This window comes from bacterium (assembly GCA_035527515.1).
Classification (GTDB): domain Bacteria; phylum B130-G9; class B130-G9; order B130-G9; family B130-G9; genus B130-G9.
This window is the reverse complement of sequence record DATLAJ010000071.1, coordinates 1-17,361: the sequence shown is the minus strand read 5'-3', so window position 1 is coordinate 17,361 and position 17,361 is coordinate 1. Positions and strand designations below refer to the sequence as shown.

Annotated in this window: 12 protein-coding genes; 8 read left to right on the top strand and 4 right to left on the bottom strand. The window is 57.7% G+C overall.

What is annotated here, in order from left to right; genetic code table 11:
- The first annotated feature begins 61 nt into the window (after positions 1 to 61).
- Positions 62 to 1,432 carry a hypothetical protein gene (locus VM163_05510; GenBank protein ID HUT03330.1) on the top strand — a complete coding sequence of 457 codons (1,371 nt, stop codon included), beginning with the start codon at positions 62 to 64 and terminating at the stop codon, positions 1,430 to 1,432.
- A 19-nt stretch (positions 1,433 to 1,451) separates the two neighbouring features.
- Positions 1,452 to 2,729: a radical SAM protein gene (locus VM163_05505; GenBank protein HUT03329.1), complete on the top strand. Its 1,278-nt coding sequence runs from the start codon at positions 1,452 to 1,454 to the stop codon at positions 2,727 to 2,729.
- A gap of 449 nt (positions 2,730 to 3,178) precedes the next feature.
- Here the strand turns inward: VM163_05505 and VM163_05500 are convergent, their stop codons facing one another.
- From VM163_05500 to VM163_05490, 3 genes are all read right to left on the bottom strand, one after another.
- Positions 3,179 to 4,852, bottom strand: coding sequence for a right-handed parallel beta-helix repeat-containing protein (locus VM163_05500; GenBank protein HUT03328.1), 1,674 nt, complete (start codon positions 4,850 to 4,852; stop codon positions 3,179 to 3,181).
- A gap of 235 nt (positions 4,853 to 5,087) precedes the next feature.
- Positions 5,088 to 5,954, bottom strand: a complete 867-nt coding sequence (gene pgeF / locus VM163_05495) for a peptidoglycan editing factor PgeF (GenBank protein HUT03327.1) — start codon at positions 5,952 to 5,954, stop codon at positions 5,088 to 5,090.
- Positions 5,947 to 8,508, bottom strand: a complete 2,562-nt coding sequence (locus VM163_05490; GenBank protein ID HUT03326.1) for an MMPL family transporter — start codon at positions 8,506 to 8,508, stop codon at positions 5,947 to 5,949. The genes pgeF and VM163_05490 overlap by 8 nt, the downstream gene beginning before the upstream one ends.
- A 276-nt stretch (positions 8,509 to 8,784) precedes the next feature.
- Here VM163_05490 and VM163_05485 point away from each other — a divergent pair, with 276 nt between their 5' ends.
- The 6 genes from VM163_05485 to VM163_05460 all read left to right on the top strand — a co-directional run bounded on the left by VM163_05485 (position 8,785) and on the right by VM163_05460 (position 16,760).
- Positions 8,785 to 9,906: an isocitrate/isopropylmalate dehydrogenase family protein gene (locus VM163_05485; GenBank protein HUT03325.1), complete on the top strand. Its 1,122-nt coding sequence runs from the start codon at positions 8,785 to 8,787 to the stop codon at positions 9,904 to 9,906.
- A complete protein-coding gene (locus VM163_05480) occupies positions 9,897 to 10,859 on the top strand; it encodes an inositol monophosphatase family protein (GenBank protein ID HUT03324.1) in 963 nt (320 codons plus the stop codon). Before VM163_05485 ends, VM163_05480 begins: the two co-directional genes overlap by 10 nt.
- Positions 10,860 to 10,950: 91 nt before the next feature.
- Positions 10,951 to 12,645 carry a carbamoyltransferase C-terminal domain-containing protein gene (locus tag VM163_05475; protein ID HUT03323.1) on the top strand — a complete coding sequence of 565 codons (1,695 nt, stop codon included), beginning with the start codon at positions 10,951 to 10,953 and terminating at the stop codon, positions 12,643 to 12,645.
- A gap of 106 nt (positions 12,646 to 12,751) precedes the next feature.
- Positions 12,752 to 14,566: a right-handed parallel beta-helix repeat-containing protein gene (locus VM163_05470; protein HUT03322.1), complete on the top strand. Its 1,815-nt coding sequence runs from the start codon at positions 12,752 to 12,754 to the stop codon at positions 14,564 to 14,566.
- A gap of 129 nt (positions 14,567 to 14,695) precedes the next feature.
- Positions 14,696 to 15,073, top strand: coding sequence for a NusG domain II-containing protein (locus VM163_05465; protein ID HUT03321.1), 378 nt, complete (start codon positions 14,696 to 14,698; stop codon positions 15,071 to 15,073).
- Between the two features lie 316 nt (positions 15,074 to 15,389).
- Positions 15,390 to 16,760, top strand: coding sequence for a radical SAM protein (locus VM163_05460; GenBank protein HUT03320.1), 1,371 nt, complete (start codon positions 15,390 to 15,392; stop codon positions 16,758 to 16,760).
- A 150-nt stretch (positions 16,761 to 16,910) separates the two neighbouring features.
- Here VM163_05460 and VM163_05455 read toward each other — a convergent pair.
- On the bottom strand, positions 16,911 to 17,361 hold a 451-nt coding region (locus VM163_05455), incomplete at its 5' end, for a hypothetical protein (protein ID HUT03319.1).

Genomic DNA, 17,361 nt, shown 5'->3' with positions numbered 1-17,361 from the left:
CACAAATACTTTGTTCAAAATATAGTGATGTTCACTGCAACTTCCCATGAAAGTAAAAGCGATGACCAAACAACAGTCAAGGAATACACGGGCCCGGCCTTCGCAGCCGCTTCGGCGGAGTAGGCCTGGCATCTCCAAGATCAATAATGTTCTGCCGCTGATGAACTCGTCGTTGCCCGGCGCTGTCCTAAATCTGCTTGAGCTGCTCGGCAAGACCGCCAGCGAGCGCTCGGCGCGTGCCTTCGTCGTGGGCGGCCTTGTGCGCGACATCGTGCTGGGCTGGCAGAGTCTTGACATAGACGTCGTGATCGAGGGCGATGCGATGCAGATTGCCGAGGAGTTGGCTGTTCATGCCATCAAGCGACCTGTTTTCAACCGAGATTTCGCAACGGCAACGCTTCCCTTTGAGGGCGGCTTCCATATCGACATCGCCACGGCGAGGACCGAGACCTACGACAGCCCAGGTGCTCTTCCCAAGGTGCAGCCGGGCACTGTCGAGGAGGACCTGAGGCGGAGAGATTTCACCATCAATTGCGTCTGCGCCTCACTTGCGCCGGAGGGGGTTGGGGATGTTTTCGACCCCCACAGCGGGCTCAAGGACATTGAGATCGGTCTGATCAGAGTTCTGCACGAGAGAAGTTTCGTGGACGACCCGACCAGAATCATCAGGGCGATCAAGTATGCCAACCGGTTCAAGTTCGTTATTGACTACGCAACGCTCGAGCTCGCCGAAGATGCCATTTGCGACGGCTGCTTCAGCACCATTTCACCTCACAGGCTGACGGACGAGTTGAGATCGCTTTTTGTCGAGGAGGTGCCGTGGGGCGCGGTCTGGGACCTGGCTCAGCTATCGGTTCTGAGCTCCATCTCGCCATACTTGTCCCTGTTCCACAATGCGCTTCCCATCCTCCAGCGGCTCGAGAGGCTCGAGGAGGCCACGAAAGACGGCCTGCCCGATGACTACCGGAAATGGCTGGTGAGGCTGCTCCTGTTCATGGGAAACGTGCCCGAGCATAAGCTGCCCAGCACGCTCGCGATTTTCGATCTGGACAGAAATGAGGCCGCAATAGTTGAGGAGTTCGTAACACGCCAGAGCGAGATTCTGTCCAAGCTTGACGGGCTTCGGGATGCGCGGGACAGCGAGCTTTGGCAGCTGTTTTCCGGCATTTCGGCCGAGGCGGCAGTAGTGATCGTTGCCTCACGGCGCGCCAAGGCCAGCGGTATGGCGTTCGAGCGATATTGGTCGCTCCTGCAAAAGGTGCGACTTGAGATCAACGGCGACGACATTAAGGGTATGGGCGTCCCCGAGGGCCCGAGCGTGGGCGAGATTCTCAGGAGTGTGTTGATGGCGAAGCTCGACGGGCACGTGGACGGCAAGGAGGCGGAGCTAGCGCTTGCGCGTCGGCTCGCTGCGCAAGATGATGAGCGTTAATCCAAGGATGGCCGGCGCTATGACGCAGATTCCTGTCCTTCGGCAGCCGGCGCCGCACATCGTAGTCTCGTCAAAGAAGGAACTGCACGGTTGGTGGCCTGGCAAACGAGAGTGCACCGCCGAGCGGATGCTGATAAACCCATACAACGGCTGCGATTTCGGGTGCCTCTACTGCTACGCCAACTCCATGAACTGGGGCTATTTCAAACTGTATCGGCGGATGGGGCTGGTCACGGTCTTCAAGGATATGGACGCCAACGTGGCGAGGCAGCTCGATTCGCTCGATGTGGCGGCGTGCGGCTACCTGTCGCCCGTGACGGACCCCTTCCAGCCGATCAACTCTCGATACAGGCTCTCCGAGAGGATAGTCCGCGTCTTCACTGAACGAGGCGTCCCGATCGACGTGGTAACCAAGGGCATTATCCCCGACGAGGTGATACGTCTTCTGGCGCAGAATCGGCACTCATTCGCCCAGGTCTCCATCACAACGGTGAACGACGAGCTCAGGAGGCGGCTCTCCCCAGGCTCGAGCGCCTCGACCGATGACCTTTTCTACAGCCTCAGGCGGCTCTCGTCGTGGCCTTGTGAGGGCCGGCAGAAAATCCACACCGTCTGCCGCATCGACCCCATCCTGCCGTTCATAACTGACGACAGGCGCGAGCTAAAGCACCTCATCGAGCGGGCGAAGCTCTGCGGCGCAGACCATATCATCGCAAGCTGCGTCGATATCCCTATCCACAGCAAGAGCGAGATGTTGAAGACGCTCTACTCGCTCAACCCAGCGCCGAGGCTTGGTTACGAGAAGCTATTTACAGACCGGATCGACGGGTTCCTGCACGCTCACATTGACTACCGCCGGGAGCTATTCTCCTACCTGAGGGACCTTTGTATGCAAAACGAGCTCTCCTTCGCGCTGTGCATGGAGTTTGAGAACGTGAGCACTGAGACGATGGTCAAAACGGCTTCGGGCAAGCTCAAGCGAGTGAAAAGCCGCGGCATGAACGCTGAGTTCATGGCCGGCTGCCAGAATTGCGAGGGCATCGACATCCCTATCTATGTGCGCGACCTTTCCGGCAGATACGGCTATTACATCGACCACGACGGCAGTAAACGGCCAAGGTTCGGCCCGGCCGCCGCCTGCACCGGTGCGTGCCTGACATGCAGCTTCCCCCTGTGTGGCGTTGAGGACCTCGCCATGGGCGGCACCCCTAACTCGCGGAAGGACTTCAACCTGCGCGACTACAGAAGATGGTCCAAGCAGCGCGCGGACAAGAAGCAGGAGGCGCTCTTGTTGTGAGAAATGGTGTCGGACGGCGAGCCATCTCCAGGCCACCCGAATGAATTCGGGGATCCGTGGCAGCCAACATCTCTTCCTTTCCTCTTCAGATCGGGATTCCGGGGAGGAGGTGGAGGACGCCGAGCCATCTCCAGGCCACCCGAATGAATTCGGGTGTTAGTATAATGAGAGCCGTCTATATCACCGCATTAAAATACGGTGATTCGGAGGAAAAAGCTCCCCAGCCTGGGCCACCTCATCGCCCGGCGCAAGCGGCACCCGGCAAGGCTCATCGCCCGGCTTTAGCCGAGGCGATGCTTCTGGGCTACCATGGATCCTAGCCCCCGAATTCATTCGGGGGATTTGGGGCGGCCAACGCCTCCCTCCTTTCCCCTATTGCACCATCGACCTGTCTCAGGGACGACCGCCAACTGCCAACTGCCAACCGCCAACCGCTAACTGCTAACTGCTTACGGAATCGGATAATGGAAGCCCATATCGACCGTGCCGGTGTCCGGCGTGCTGTCGGCCTGCGTTGTCCGATCAGAGAGGCCTGCCTCTTCAGTAGATTGGCTTCCTGCGTCTATGCACAGGCTATCGGGGTGCAAGTAGTGGTCGCCGAATGGCCCCTCGACGAACATCGGATCGTAGTGGATGTTGCCCTCGCCCGGATCGTTCTCCTCTATGCAACAATATGTCGCGTAGCAGTGATAAAGATCACCGCTGTTGCCCCACATGATACAGTTGATGATCGTCGGCGAACTCTTGTAGCAGTATATCCCGCCGCCGTCGTTGGTGTTGGCAGTGTTGTCCAAGATTGTGTTGTTCTCGATGGTCGGTGAACTGTAGTAGCAGTAGATCCCGCCGCCGCACCCCCCGGCGCTATTGTACAGGATCGCATTGTTCCTAACCGTTGGTGAGCCTCCATACCAGAAGACCCCGGCACCGTAGCCGGCAGTGTTGTCCTCGATCGCGTTGTTCTGGATCATCGGTGAAGTGTAGTAGCAGTATATCCCGCCACCGCACGCCTCGGCAGTGTTGTCCGTGATCGTGTTGTTTCGGACCGTTGGCGAACTGTAACAGTCGCAGTAGATCCCGCCGCCGTAGGCGACGGCAGCGTTGGCCTCGATCGCATTGTTCTCGATTGCAGGCGAACTATAGTAGTAGCAGAATATCCCTCCGCCGCAGTAGTACTCGGAAGTGTTGTCCGTGATCGCGTTGTTTGTGATGATTGGGGAACTGTCCCAGCAGTATATGCCGCCGCCCGAGTAGGCAGTGTTGGCCGTGATCGTGTTGCTCACAATAGTCGGCAAACTTTCGTAGCAGTATATCCCGCCGCCGGACGAGTGCGCGGATGAATCCCCATTAGCGTTGCCACCAGTGATGGTGAAATCCTCGATAGTCAGCTCGTTCGCGTTGTAGCAGAAGATAACATGGTAGGCCGAGTCCTCCGCGTCCAGAGTCGTCGTGTTAGGGCCATCACCTGTAAGAGACACCCAGCTCTTCATTCTGAGTGGAAACCGCTCGCCGTTGGTCGAGGCAGAGTACGTTCCGGCGGCCACGTGGATGGTGGCAGGGGTGTTGAGCGCGGATGCGAGCGCATGTGTTATCGTTTTCCAGGGCGAGCTTTCAGACCCGTCGTTTGAATCGTCCCCTGTTTCCCCGTCAACGTAGTAATGAGATGCAGGCCAGAGACGAACTGCGAATGGCGCAAAGCTCGCGTTGCAGACCCACTCGTCGAAGCTGCCCGCTCGCGTCAGGACCGCCGCGAAGTCGTAGTGACCCGCCCCGCCGATTGGCGGCATCGAGCAGGGCACATCGAACCACCAGAAGGGCGTCCGGTCCATAGCAAAGCCAGGTGGCACGTAGATGTCGGGAATCCACGCCTCGAGGTTCCCCGACCAGCCGCTCTGTCCATAGGGGCTAAGCGTATAGAGACCGCCGTCTGGCGTCAGAAGACCGACGTATAAGTCAACGGACACTCCCGATCCGAGGTTCAGTGCGGCCAGGCTCACCTCGATAGTGTCGCCGTATTGGTACGTCTGAGCATCCGTGTAGATTGTAATGGTTGGCTCCGCGGTCACCACGATCGGCAGTAAGGCAGAGGCCGCAATTACGACGCAGGCCAGAATAGCTCTTTTCATATCTATCTCCTTCTGATAGCCGATGCAGCGTTTATTCACTGCTTATGAACAAGACGAACAGAACGATAAAAAGCCATAACAAAAGGTATTATACTGAGGAAGGGGCGAGATCCCAAGCGAAAGATAAGCCTGCCGCAGGACGCGTTCCTTGCGATGACGGCCGGCCGCAAGCCTACTCCGCCATAGCAGCTGTGGCTGCGAAGGCCGGACTGCCGCGGCTTGCCGACATTCGCCCTCATCTGCCCAGGGCTATTATCGCACCCATTGAGCCGACGAGGCGCCCATCGCGGCGAAAAGAATAGAACAGCTCGGGCAGACAAGACGTGCACAGCCCGATGTCCATGACGTTTTTCTGGGCCAGCCCTTGGGCAATGAGCTCGCATTTGACGAACGCTGGCAGGTCAACGAAAAACCGCCCATTGTCGCTGTGGACCACCTCTTGGCCGCAGCGCCTCGAGGCGGCCATGAACCTCCTTGCGACGTCCCGTCCCACCTGGAAACAGCACTTCTGAATGGCGGGGCCGAGGACCGCGATCAGGTCGGCCCGCCTGGAGCACAGGCGGTTCACCATCAGGTCGATAGTATTCCGGGCGATGCCCGCTAGAGCACCCCTCCAGCCTGCGTGAAACGCCCCAACCCGGCCTGCGGGATCGTAAATGAGAACGGGCAGGCAGTCGGCGGTGAGGATCAGAAGCGAGGCGCCCGGCGCCTCCGTAACCATCCCATCCGCATCAGGTATCCCGTCCTCGGCGGACCGTGCGCCTCGTCCGACATCGCGGCTGTCCACCACGACCGCACGGCCGGAGTGCACCTGCCTGGCCACTGTCAGTCCGGAGAGGTCGGCGGCTAGTATGTCACAAGCAGCGCGCCTCGCCTCCAAGGGCATCTCTTGGGCGGCGCAGTTACGAAAGCCGATGTTGAAATCCGCGCGAACGCCGCCTCGGGTGCTGATGCGAGTTGAGAAAAGATGTTTGACACCGAGCTCGTGCAGCCGTGAAGAGCGGAAATAGACGAAGCGCTCATAGTCAATCTGCTCGAACCCATCTGCCGGCATGACTGTCATCTCGTCGTTACACTTGGCCAACCTCGGTCGCCTATCCAACGTTCAGCCTGCGACCCACACTCGGTAGCCGAACGAGAAGTGCGGGGAGAAACGTTATCGACGCAAGTAGCGAGAATCCCACGCCCAGTATTGTGATGATGCCTATTTGAACAAGGCCCTCGAACCCAGCAAAGACGAGCGTGCCGAAAGCGAGAATCGTCGTTAGTGAGGTCAATATCAGGGCCTTACCTGTCCCAACAATGGCGTCTTGAGCGTGAGCCTTTTTTTCGAGGAAGCGATGGACGAGATGTATTCCGTCGTCGATCCCGATGCCGAGTATCATCGGCACGACGAACAGGTTGACTGGGTTGAGGTCGATGCCGAGCATTGAGGCCGTGGCAAGCATCATCAGGGCGCCGGAGCCAAGTGGCACGATTGCGATGAGAGCGACCCAGAGGTTTCTGAACTGCATCAGAAGAATCGCGAGCACGAGGACCGCAGCCACGATCGCTATGAGCCATATATCCTGCACGATCAGGTCCTTCAGCACGGCAGTGAGGTACGTGGTGCTGACTATGGACGGAGTGTTGCCGAGTCGCTTTCGGAGCTTATGCTCAAATGCCACGGCGTCGCGCTTGGCGGAAAGCAGTTTGGCGGGGGAGACGTAGCAGGCGATGCTCAGGCCGCTGCTGTCTGCCTCAAGGAAGCGCCTCAGCAGCCTCTTAACGGACTTGTCGGCCGCAAGTGCGTTCAGGTCGATTGGCTCTTTGACCGAGAGAGAAGCCGCCAGCTGGTTGATATACTCTCGATATAGGTCAGTCATTCTCAGCCCGCTGCCCTCGACAGCAGCCTCGAAGGCCGGAGCAATTGCCCGAGGCGACAGCTTGCCGGAGAGCCGCTCAAGGCGCCTTATGTTCTCCAGTTGCCTCGCGAGCGAGGGCACGAAATCGAGCAGCGATGATGCGGCGGCAAGCGTTCCATCAGCGATCATAGCGGCTGACTCGGTCTTCACGTGTTCTGCGAACTTCAGAGCGGCTTCACTGTCCGGGACAGTCTTGAAGATGATCCAATCCTTGAAGCTTCCTCCGATGTCGCGGCTTATCTGGGTCTGAAGTCGCGCTGCCTGGGAGGTCTTCGCTCTCAGTTTGGTAATGTCCTCGGAGAACTTGACCTGAGAGACCCTGATGGCAGCCAGGAGCGTCAGTATCGTCCATACCGCGATGATTGGGCCTGGGTGGTTTGTTACAAGTCTCGCAAGTTTGGTCAGGCCGAGAATAGCGGCCCTTGGAGTATTGACTTTGTGTCGTCCGAGTCGTTCCTGCTGTTTCAGAACTGCTCCCATGAAAAAGAACGTAGTAGAGAGACAGATGACGATTCCTGCCGCCGCCAACAGCCCTATATGTTTTACGCCTTGAAAGCGGGATAGGGCGCAGCTGAGAAAGGCTAGGGAAGTAGTCGCTGCGCAGGCAAGGGTTCCGGACCCGGTGCGGGTATATGAGATTCTCAACGCCTCCGCGGCCATCCTGCCCGAGGCGCGCTCATCGACGAACCTGCTGTATAGATGCACGGCGAAGTCGATCCCCAGGCCGACTACCGAGACCACGAGCACGATGGTCAAGATGTTGATGTAGCCAAGCGTTACGTAGCATAGGGCAAGTGTGAAAACTAGGGAGGAGAGTAGCGGCCCGCCCACAAACAGCAGACTTCCTGTGCTGCGAAAAGCTACGACGAAGAGCACAACAACGAGCGCGAAGGAGCTGATGAGCGTTGTGAGCGTGTCGTCTTTGATGAGTCCACTCTCCTCAAGCAGGATCGCGTGGGGGCCAGTGAACGAGATCGAGAGCCGTTGGGCAGCCTCGCCCATCGCCCACCCGTGAAGGTTGTCCTGCCACGCGAAAGCCTCATCCGCGCTCTCGCGCAAGCTTGCGAGCAGCGCCCGGTCGAAATCCAAGTCCTGGGGGTTCTTGGTCGGATAGATAAGCACGAAACCCATTTTGTGGTCGGCTGAGAAGTAGTAGCCGTCAATTAGGTCAAGTTTCAGGCCCTGTTTGAGTTTTGGGCTGTATTTGAACATGAACCGCCGAAGGTTGAGCGGATCGTGTTCGATGAACTCCTTCTGGACGATGCCGGCCTGAGAGATCAGCGTTGCCCGCGCTTGTTTGAGTGCCCGGCTCATGCCCTCCTTTGACAGGGCATCGATGACGTTGTTAAAGTCCTGCTCGTCAAGGAATAGAAAGATATGCTTAAGGAAGAACTTCCTGAAGAACCTGAGCGCCAGCTGGTTGGCGTTGAAATCGACGTCGCCAACCATTCGGCTCCCGGAAACGGACTCCCCGAAGTGTTTCACAAACTCCTGCACGAGGTGGACGTCCTGCGTCCCAGATGGTCTCACAACACCGATTAACGTCTCGGACCCGGCGAATCTCGAGAGCGCCTCGAAGTACTGATTGACGCGGGGATGAGACTGGGGAAGCAACTGGCGGATATCAGCCGAGAACTCAAGCCTAAGCGCTAGCACGACCGCGATCAAAAGCAGCGCCAAGGCCACAATGATGATGGTGCCAGACCGTCTGAAGCAGAGATTTGCTGTCCAACCGAGAACCCTCTCGAACATATCGTCTCTAGGCTCTCATAATTGACGCGCGCCGGCAACAGACGTCCGAGACAGCCGGCTGCATGACATTGGACCTGACCGGACGCCGTGCCTGAGGGCCCCATGAAACGAAAGCGGTGCCATGAACCAGTCCACGACAGAATGGGGGAACGAGTGTTCATGTGTGTTGATCCTTGGGCACTTTGGTGCAAGACTTACCTCTCGTCTCGTAATCTGCGGGGCGATTTATGCGTAGAAAGTAAAGAGGCGATAGTATTTTTTGTTTGGAGGACTATCATGGCAAAGCACAGGGTCGCCTATCTGCCGGGTGATGGTATCGGGACTGACGTTCTTGATGCCGCGAGACTCGTTTTGGAGGCGCTTGAGTTTGATGCGGAGTATATCCCAGGCGACGTTGGCTGGGAGTTCTGGTGCAACGAGGGCAACCCGCTTCCCCAAAGGACGGTCGATATGCTCAAGATGACCGACTGCTGCCTCTTCGGCGCGATAACGTCTAAGCCGTCGGAGGAGGCGGCAAGGGAGCTAGCCCCGCACCTCTGGCAGCAGGGCTTCGTCTATTTCAGCCCAATAGTAAAGCTGAGGCAGCTGCTTAATCTGCACACCAACATGCGGCCATGCAAGGCGTTCAAGGGCAATCCGCTCAACTACCGGGACGACATAGACATAGTGGTCTTCCGGGAGAACACCGAGGGCCTTTACAGCGGGGTGGAATTACATCCTGTCCCACGTGAGGTGATGAGATTTCTGGCGGATTACCAGCCGAAGGCGAGGCGCTTCATTCACGAAAGCCCGGATGACCTCGCGATCACGGTGCGGGTTTACACGCGGAAAGCCTGCCGCTCGATCGTTATGCAGGCCTTTGAATACGCCAAGAAACACAATCGCGCAAGTGTGACCGTCGTCGAGAAGCCGAACGTCCTGCGCGAGACCGGCGGGCTGCTGCTTAGCGAGGCTAGAAAGGCGGCAAAGAGCTATCCCGGCATCCAGCTCTGGGAGACAAATGTGGATGCAATGTGCATGTGGCTGGTCAAGAACCCACAGATTTACAGCGTGCTCTGCGCAGGCAATATGTTCGGGGATATAATCTCGGACCTCTCGGCGCAGCTGGTCGGCGGGCTGGGCTTCGCCTCGAGCGCCAACATAGGCGACGACTACGCTCTGTTCGAGCCAACTCATGGCTCGGCGCCCAAATACACCGGCATGAACAAGGTGAACCCCATGGCGGCAATCCTTAGTGCAAAGCTGATGCTTGAGTACCTGACCGAGCTAGAAAAGGCGCAGGTTCTCGAGAACGCCGTCGCAAGAGTCATCGCCGAGGGCAGAGTCAGGACCTACGACATGGGTGGCAGCGCCTCGACAACGGAGGTTGCGGAGGAGGTCGCCAAGTATTGCAGGTAGCTGAGCTTGCGCCGAGGATCAAGGAGCTCGGAGCCAGCATTCTTGCGGCGATTCGCTCAGTCGCATCAGAGGGCGAGATGCGGTCCACATCAGGATTGACGGACAGCGGAGACGCGTCGTTCAAGGTCGATCTCTTGGCTGAGAGGGTCGTCAAGGACTGGCTTGATACAAGCCCGGTCCCACTCGCAGCCTATACTGAGGAGATGGGTTTCATACCGGGGCGAGGCAATCCCCAATACGTTCTCGTGGTTGATGCGCTCGACGGCTCGCGCGCCTTCAGGGCTGGACTTGAAACTGCCTGCGTCTCCATCGCTGTGGCGCGGTTTCGTGGCAAGGAGGAGACACGCTTTAGGGACATCTTGCTCGGCTATCTTTGGGAGATAAAAACCGACACCGTGTTCGAGGCGAGCGCCGGCCAAGGCGTCTCAATAACGCGGGAGGGTGAGTCGCTTGCGCCGCTTTCAGCCGTGGCTCCGGGGCTTTCGGAGATGGCCTGGGCGTTCGAGGTGTGTGGCCGTCCGGCAAGGGAGCTTTTCTGGGTGATCGGGGACCTTGTGAACATGTCGGCCGTCCGCGGCGGGTGTTTCCTCTTCAACAGCACTACTTTCGGCATCTCTCGCATAGCCCTGGGCAGGCTCGATGCCTATGTCGATGTCGGCGTGCGCATTGTGGAGGAGCTCCCCGACTCGGTTGATGAGATGTTCCGGGCTGGCCAGCGACAGGTGCTGGGCCTCTTCCCTTACGACATCGCTGCGACTTTCCTCATCGCAAAGGAAGCGGGAATCGTCATGACGGACGCCTACGGTCAGGCGCTTGAGCCGAGGCGCTTGCTCGGCTCGGGGCCGGACACGAGGCTGTCCTGCATCGCGGCGCGCAGCAGCTTGCTTCACAAGCAAATAATGCATTATATTGATGGCAAGTTTGATGAACTGTCGCGGCGGCCAAGGGCCTGACGAAGGTCGGGCGCGCAAGGAGAAGAGAATCTTGCTGTTTCACCTCAACGTTACACTGGCTTATGCGATTTGCCGCTAGTTAAGGAATGAAATGGGCTACATTCTTGGTATAAATGAGCTGCTGCACGATACGTCGGCCGTTCTGCTCAAGGACGGGAAGATTGTCGGCGCGATTGAGGAGGAGCGGCTCTCCGGGGATAAGCACGCGCTCGGGCTCTGCCTCATGGGCAAACCGCCCTCCTACTCAGTGGATTGGTGCCTCGAGTACTTCGGGCTTGACGAGAGCCAGATCGATGCCGTGGCCATCAGCTTCGATGTCAACGCTCTCACGATGATGAAAATGCTCTACAATATCTTCTCCGAGGCGCTTCAGAAGATGTCGATTAGGAGCGCCTTCAAGCAGAAGTCAAAGAACGATCCGGGCATGAACATCATCCCAGGCGCAACGTTCGGCTTTCTCGTCAGGCGAAGGGCCTACTTCTCGGAGCTCAGGCGGCGCTTCAAAGAGGTCATATTCGTGAAGCACCACCTCGCACACGCGGCAAGTGCCTATTACTGCTCAGGTTTCGACCGGGCCAACATCTTCGTTACCGATGGCGTTGGCGACGAATCGCCCACCTCGCTCTACTACGGTCGGGACGGCGAGCTGATCCCGATCAAGCAGTTTCATCCGCATCAGTCCCTCGGCACACTCTATCGAACGGTCTCGCAGGTCTGTGGCTTCGTCTATTTCGACGCGGGCAAGACGATGGGGCTCTCTGCATACGGCACGCCGCGGCCGGAGCTCGGCGAATACCTGTCCGTATATCCATATTCGTACTGCATCGACTTCAAGGCCTTGCGCAAGCTCTGGAGATTCGCGCGAGATGACGGCCAGCCAATAGCCGACATTCACAAGGACATAGCAGCGACGCTTCAGGAGCGGCTGGAGCTGGCCGGGATGGAGATGACCAAACTGCTGCACGCCAAGACGGGCTGCCGCAATCTCTGCCTCGGCGGCGGCGTCTCTCTCAATTGCGTGATGAACTCGGCGCTGCTTGATTCTGAGTTCGTTGACGACATCTTCATTCAGCCGGCTGCGATGGACATGGGCGCGGCGCTTGGTGCTGCGGTCTGGATTGCCCATCTGAGAGGCGAACCGATGCCTGACGCAATGGAGGACGTGTTTCTGGGCCCTGAGTATTCCAACGACGAGATTAGAACTGTGCTAGATGCGACGCCGGGTATCTCGTACAAGCATTACAAGCAGATCGAAAAGCCAGTGGCGAAGCTCCTGGCCGAGAACAAGGCCGTAGGGTGGTTCCAGGGTCGGATGGAGTTCGGGCCGCGAGCGCTTGGCTCAAGGAGCATCCTTGCCAGCCCAATAGAACCTTATATGAAAGACCTAGTCAACGACATCAAGGGCCGCGAGCGGTGGCGTCCCCTCGCCCCTGCCATTCTCGAGGAGCGAATGCCGGATTGGTTCCATAACCCTTATCCGAGCCCGTTCATGACGCTGAACTTCCATTTCAAGGATGGGGTCAAGCAAAGAGTCCCGTCGGTAGTTCACGTTGACGGCAGTGCGAGGGTCCAGTCCGTGCCAAAGAACTCACGCGCAAAGCGATACAGAAGGCTAATTCAGGAATTTGAGAAACTAACTGGCGTCCCGATGCTTCTGAACACCTCGTTCAATGAGCGAGGCGCACCGATCGTCTGCGCCCCCAAGCACGCCTTGGCATCGTTCATGAACACGGCGCTTGACTTTCTTGCGATTGGAGACTTTCTTGTATCCAAGATACGAGAGTAACCTTACTTTGGCCAGGGGAACGACATGAATGCAGACTCGGGAACTTACAGCTCTCGGGGTTGTGTTTCTTTGGGCTAGTCAGTTTACGGATAATGGGGAGGTCATCTTGAAGTTCTACGCTCTGCGTATTCGGGCTTTGGTCACCACGCTGATTCTGCTCGAACTACTCTTGCTCATTCCTGCTCGGCTTTCTGCCGAGACTCTCCGTGTCCCCGAGGAGTTCCCGACGATCTCTGCCGCGATGAACGCGGCGTCGCCGGGCGACGAGGTTCTGGTTGGCCCCGGCGAATACAACGAGAACGTGTTGATGAGCCCGGGTGTCTCGCTTGTCGGCGCGGGTCCTGATAACACGCTTGTTGACGGTGGTTTGAAGCCTGCAATCGTATGCGCCGAGGACTGCAGCGTAGGCCAACTGAGGCTCATCTCCGGCTCAACCGTGGCAACGCTCTACTCGCGGGACGTCTCGGTTACACTTTGGTCAAATGAGATCTCAGGGGGTGGCTACGGCATCTTATGCACTGGTGGGACGATCGTCGCCGTAGGCAACGAGCTGCATGACAACTATGCCTCGGGAATTAAGGTCGATGGCTGCGACGCGCAGATTGACCAGAATCTCGCCTACTTCAACGATCTTGACGGCATTCTCTCCTTCCAATCAACTATTGAGGTCACGGGCAATTTCTGCTTCGGAAACGTGCATGCGGGAATAAACTGCAGAGACGGCACGGTTGCTTACATAGAAGGCAACATTGCCCAGAGCAATCATCACACCGGCATATTCTTCATCCGATCAACTGGAAGTGTGTTAGGAAACGATTCAAGCCGCAACGCACAAATGGGCCTTCGGGCCGTTGACTCAACCGATGTTACGTTCAGCTTCAATTCAGTAACCGAAAACTTCGACCACGGCGTGCAGTTTATGAATTCTTCCGGCCAGGTACTCGGCTGCACTATTCAGTGCAATCGCCTTGCGGGGATACACCTCGCGGAAGGCTCGGACGTTACCATTTCTGGCAACGTGCTCGAGCGCAACTTCGAAGGAGGCGTTCTTGTAGAGGAAGGCTCCAACGCTGCCCTCACGAACAATTATTACCATAAGAATTACACAAACGGGATATCGGTCCTGTCCTCTGCAACCGCCCAGATCGTCAACGAAACGAGCCTCGAGGATAGATTCAACGCTCTCCACTGCGAGCAAGCAAACCATGTTACTGTAAGACGCTGTATGTTCCTAAGAAGCCACTTGCTAGGCATCGGGGCGATCGATGCGGATGTCGAAATGAGCAACTCCGTTGTGGCCGGCCCCTTCTACAATGGGATTTTCTCGGATGGGTCTTCCTTAAACATCTCTAACAACGCTTTCTTCTCTATCCCGCTCACCTGTATTCTCTGTCAGGACTTTGGCCCTCACATCATTGTGAACAACATCTTCGCAAACGCCCAACACGCCGTCTGGGCGGCTGTTCAACTTCTGCCGGTTGGCCTTGAGATAGCCTATGACGATGCCTGGGCCATGGAAGCCCCCCCGTATGTCTATGACGACGGGTCGGTGGCTTTTATGCCCTCTCCCGGCACCGGCCTGATCTCAGCGGACCCACTGTTTGCAGACCCCCAGAACTACAACTTTCACCTACAGGCAGGCTCGCCCTGCATCGATGCTGGCTTGCCAGAGAGCAGCATGAACGACAGAGACGGTTCAATCAACGACATGGGCGCCTACGGTGGTCCTTACGCGGGTTTCATTGGCGCCGCCCCACTCATTCGGCCGCATTACTGGTCTAGTGAGCCACGTCCGTTCACTTGCACTATCCCTTACGGTTTCTCAATTCACGCGCCGCTTCTGTCCGTTGAAGCCTCGTTGCTCCCGCTTGGGAAATACGAGGTCGTCGCAGGGGCAATCGACCCGAACACTCCGAGCTAGTCGGCGAGTTAGGACGCGCTGTGTTTCGCATCTTGCCAAAAAAATCCTTGCCGGCCTTACCGGAAGAAATCCGCTCGCAGACCTATGACGATGCCGGCACGAGTTTATTCAATCAAAGCGATGCGGCCGGTGTCTGACAAGACAAAAATCATCAGGGCCGGCGACATCGTAGTTTTTGTCGTGCTGGGCGCCTCTGCGCTGTTCATGATCTGGGCGGGAGCGGGGGCGCCCAAATCTATTTCAGAAGTTGAAGTATCCGTCAACAGCGATGTCGTCCATCGCGCCTCGTTGGGTCAGAACTTCACCCAAAAGGTGCTCGGGCCGCTCGGCATAACAACAGTGATGTGCCTGGATGGATACGTCTGGGTCAAAGACTCGTGCTGCCCGAACAAGTTATGCGTAAAGACCGGCAAGATCCATACCCAGGGCCAGACCATCGTGTGCGTCCCCAACAGGGTCGTGGTCAGGATTGTCGGTGCGGACGCTGTCGATGCCATCACCATGTAGCCCGCGAGCGTGGGCCGGGCTTTCTAGCCTGCCACCGCCGTTGCCGATTCAGGTAGGGCTGCCGCTTGCCGCACCCATCTATCTTTCGGGCGGGGCAAGGAGGCCGTCTAATAAGTTGGTTTCAACGGGGATGGCGCAGCGGGGTATGCCACATGTAGGGGCAGGCCTTGTGTCTGCCCGAATATATAGATGGGCGGAGACAAGCCCCGCCCCTACAAATGCCTCTGTGCGACGGAGACTCAAATGCCTGGAGTGAACCATTAAAACGCTGATCGTCAGGCCGCCTAGAATCATGGGGGGCCTCGAAAAAAGCTCTGTGCAACATCCAATAAACATCGCCTCGCTTGCTGCATTCCTGCTCGCGAACGGAATCGACACGAGGATAGTCGACTTCGAGGTTGAACATCTCTCCGACAAGGAGTTTGCGGCAAGGGTCTCCGATTATGGACCTGACCTCGTCGGCTTCACGTGTCTGTCCGCAACCGTTGTCGCCGCGAATCGCCTCGCCAAAGTGGTCAAAAGCTGCTGTCCGGACGCACTCGTAGTCGCGGGCGGCCCACACATTAGCGCCATGCCAGAGCGCTCGCTTCAGGAGTTCGAGGGGTTCGACGTGGCGGCCTTCGGTGAGGGCGAGGAGACGCTGCTGGAGCTCTGCCAGCGAGCCTCCGAAGGCGCCAAGCCGAACCTACACGGCGTCCGAGGCGTTGCATACCGCAGCGGCTCGGAGACCGTCACCGAAGAGAGCAGGCCACTTATCAATGACCTCGACAAGCTGCCTTTCCCCGCAAGACACCTGCTCAATCTCGACCTATACCGAGCCGGCCCAACGCCCGGAGTCGCCGACTCCGCCTGCCGTTCAACCGTCCTCTTCACCTCCCGCGGCTGCACCGAGGACTGCACGTTCTGCGCCTCGAAGATCACGTTCTCCCGCCGGCTTCGATTCCGCTCGTCCGAGCACGTTCTCGCCGAGGTCAAACAGTGCATCGAAAAGTTCGGCTTCGATCACTACACGATCGACGACGACACCTTCACACTCAACAGGAAGCGCCTCAAGAAAATGCTCGATGGGTTCGCGGCACTCGGTATCAGCTGGGACTGCGACACCCGAGTTAATGCCGTCGATCAGGACATGCTCGCCAAAATGAAGGCCGCAGGCTGCAAGAAAGTGGCGTTCGGCATCGAGTCCGGCAGCGACCGGATAAGGAATCTGATAAAAAAACGCATAACAGAGGAGCAGATAATCACGGCTTTCGACGCCGCCAAGAGGGCCGGCCTCGCCACGGAGGCGTTCTTCATCATCGGAAGCCACCCAAGCGAGACGCTCGATGAGGTCCAGATGACCTTAAAACTTGCAAAACGCGTCGCGCCCGACTTCATCGTGGTCAACGTCGTTACCCCCTTCCCGGGCACTGAGCTCTACGATACTATGCAGGCGGGCGGCTACATGCCTGAGACGCTGGACTGGGAGAAGTTCGACTGCACACACACCCAGCCGTCGTGGCACACCGAGCACTTCTCCTCAGATGACCTCGTCCGCTTGCAGCGCTGGTTCTACCTTCGCTACTCGCTCTCGCCTCGGTTCATCCTATCGACTCTGAGTCACATCAAAAGCCTCAAGGCGCTCAGATACTACGTCTCGACCGGCCTCGGCTTCTTCAAATACCTACTGTTTGAGAGGCGCAGGTAGCTAGCGGGACAAGATCAAGCCTGATGACCACGATTCTAGGCCATTTCATCTCGGGCCTCTCATCTCGTTTCCGTGTTGGCGATCTCGATTGTGAGCGCCTCGAACTTGCCCAAACTAGCGATTGTCCTCGAACATGACACCTTCCGCGAGTTAGTTGCCCTCGTTGACCTCTATGCGGAGAGTCTCGAACTTGCGGTCGAGGGGGCCGATGAGCTTCTGCGTGCCTCGGCCGGTCATGCAGCCCCAGAACGTGTAGCTCCCGGGCGGGATGCTCGCCTTCGGCATCTCGATGATCGTCGCGGATTGATTGAAGCCCGCGTAGAGATTGATTTGGATGGGAGAGGGCTCCTGCATCCAGTTCGGATAGAATAGAAGTGAAGCCCCTATCTGGCAAGCGATGTAAACGTCAACCCCGACAACGGGCTGTGTGTTGAAAACACTGGCCACTATGGCAATGGCCTCAGGTGTCTCCAACTTGTTAAGGGCAAGTCGCATCTGTGGCCAGCCCCCATCAGAGATCCTGGTCAGGCCAGCGCCAATTCTATCAGAGAGCCACACGTTTCCGTCATAGTCGATGATCATTGCGCCAACGTCGTTGCTT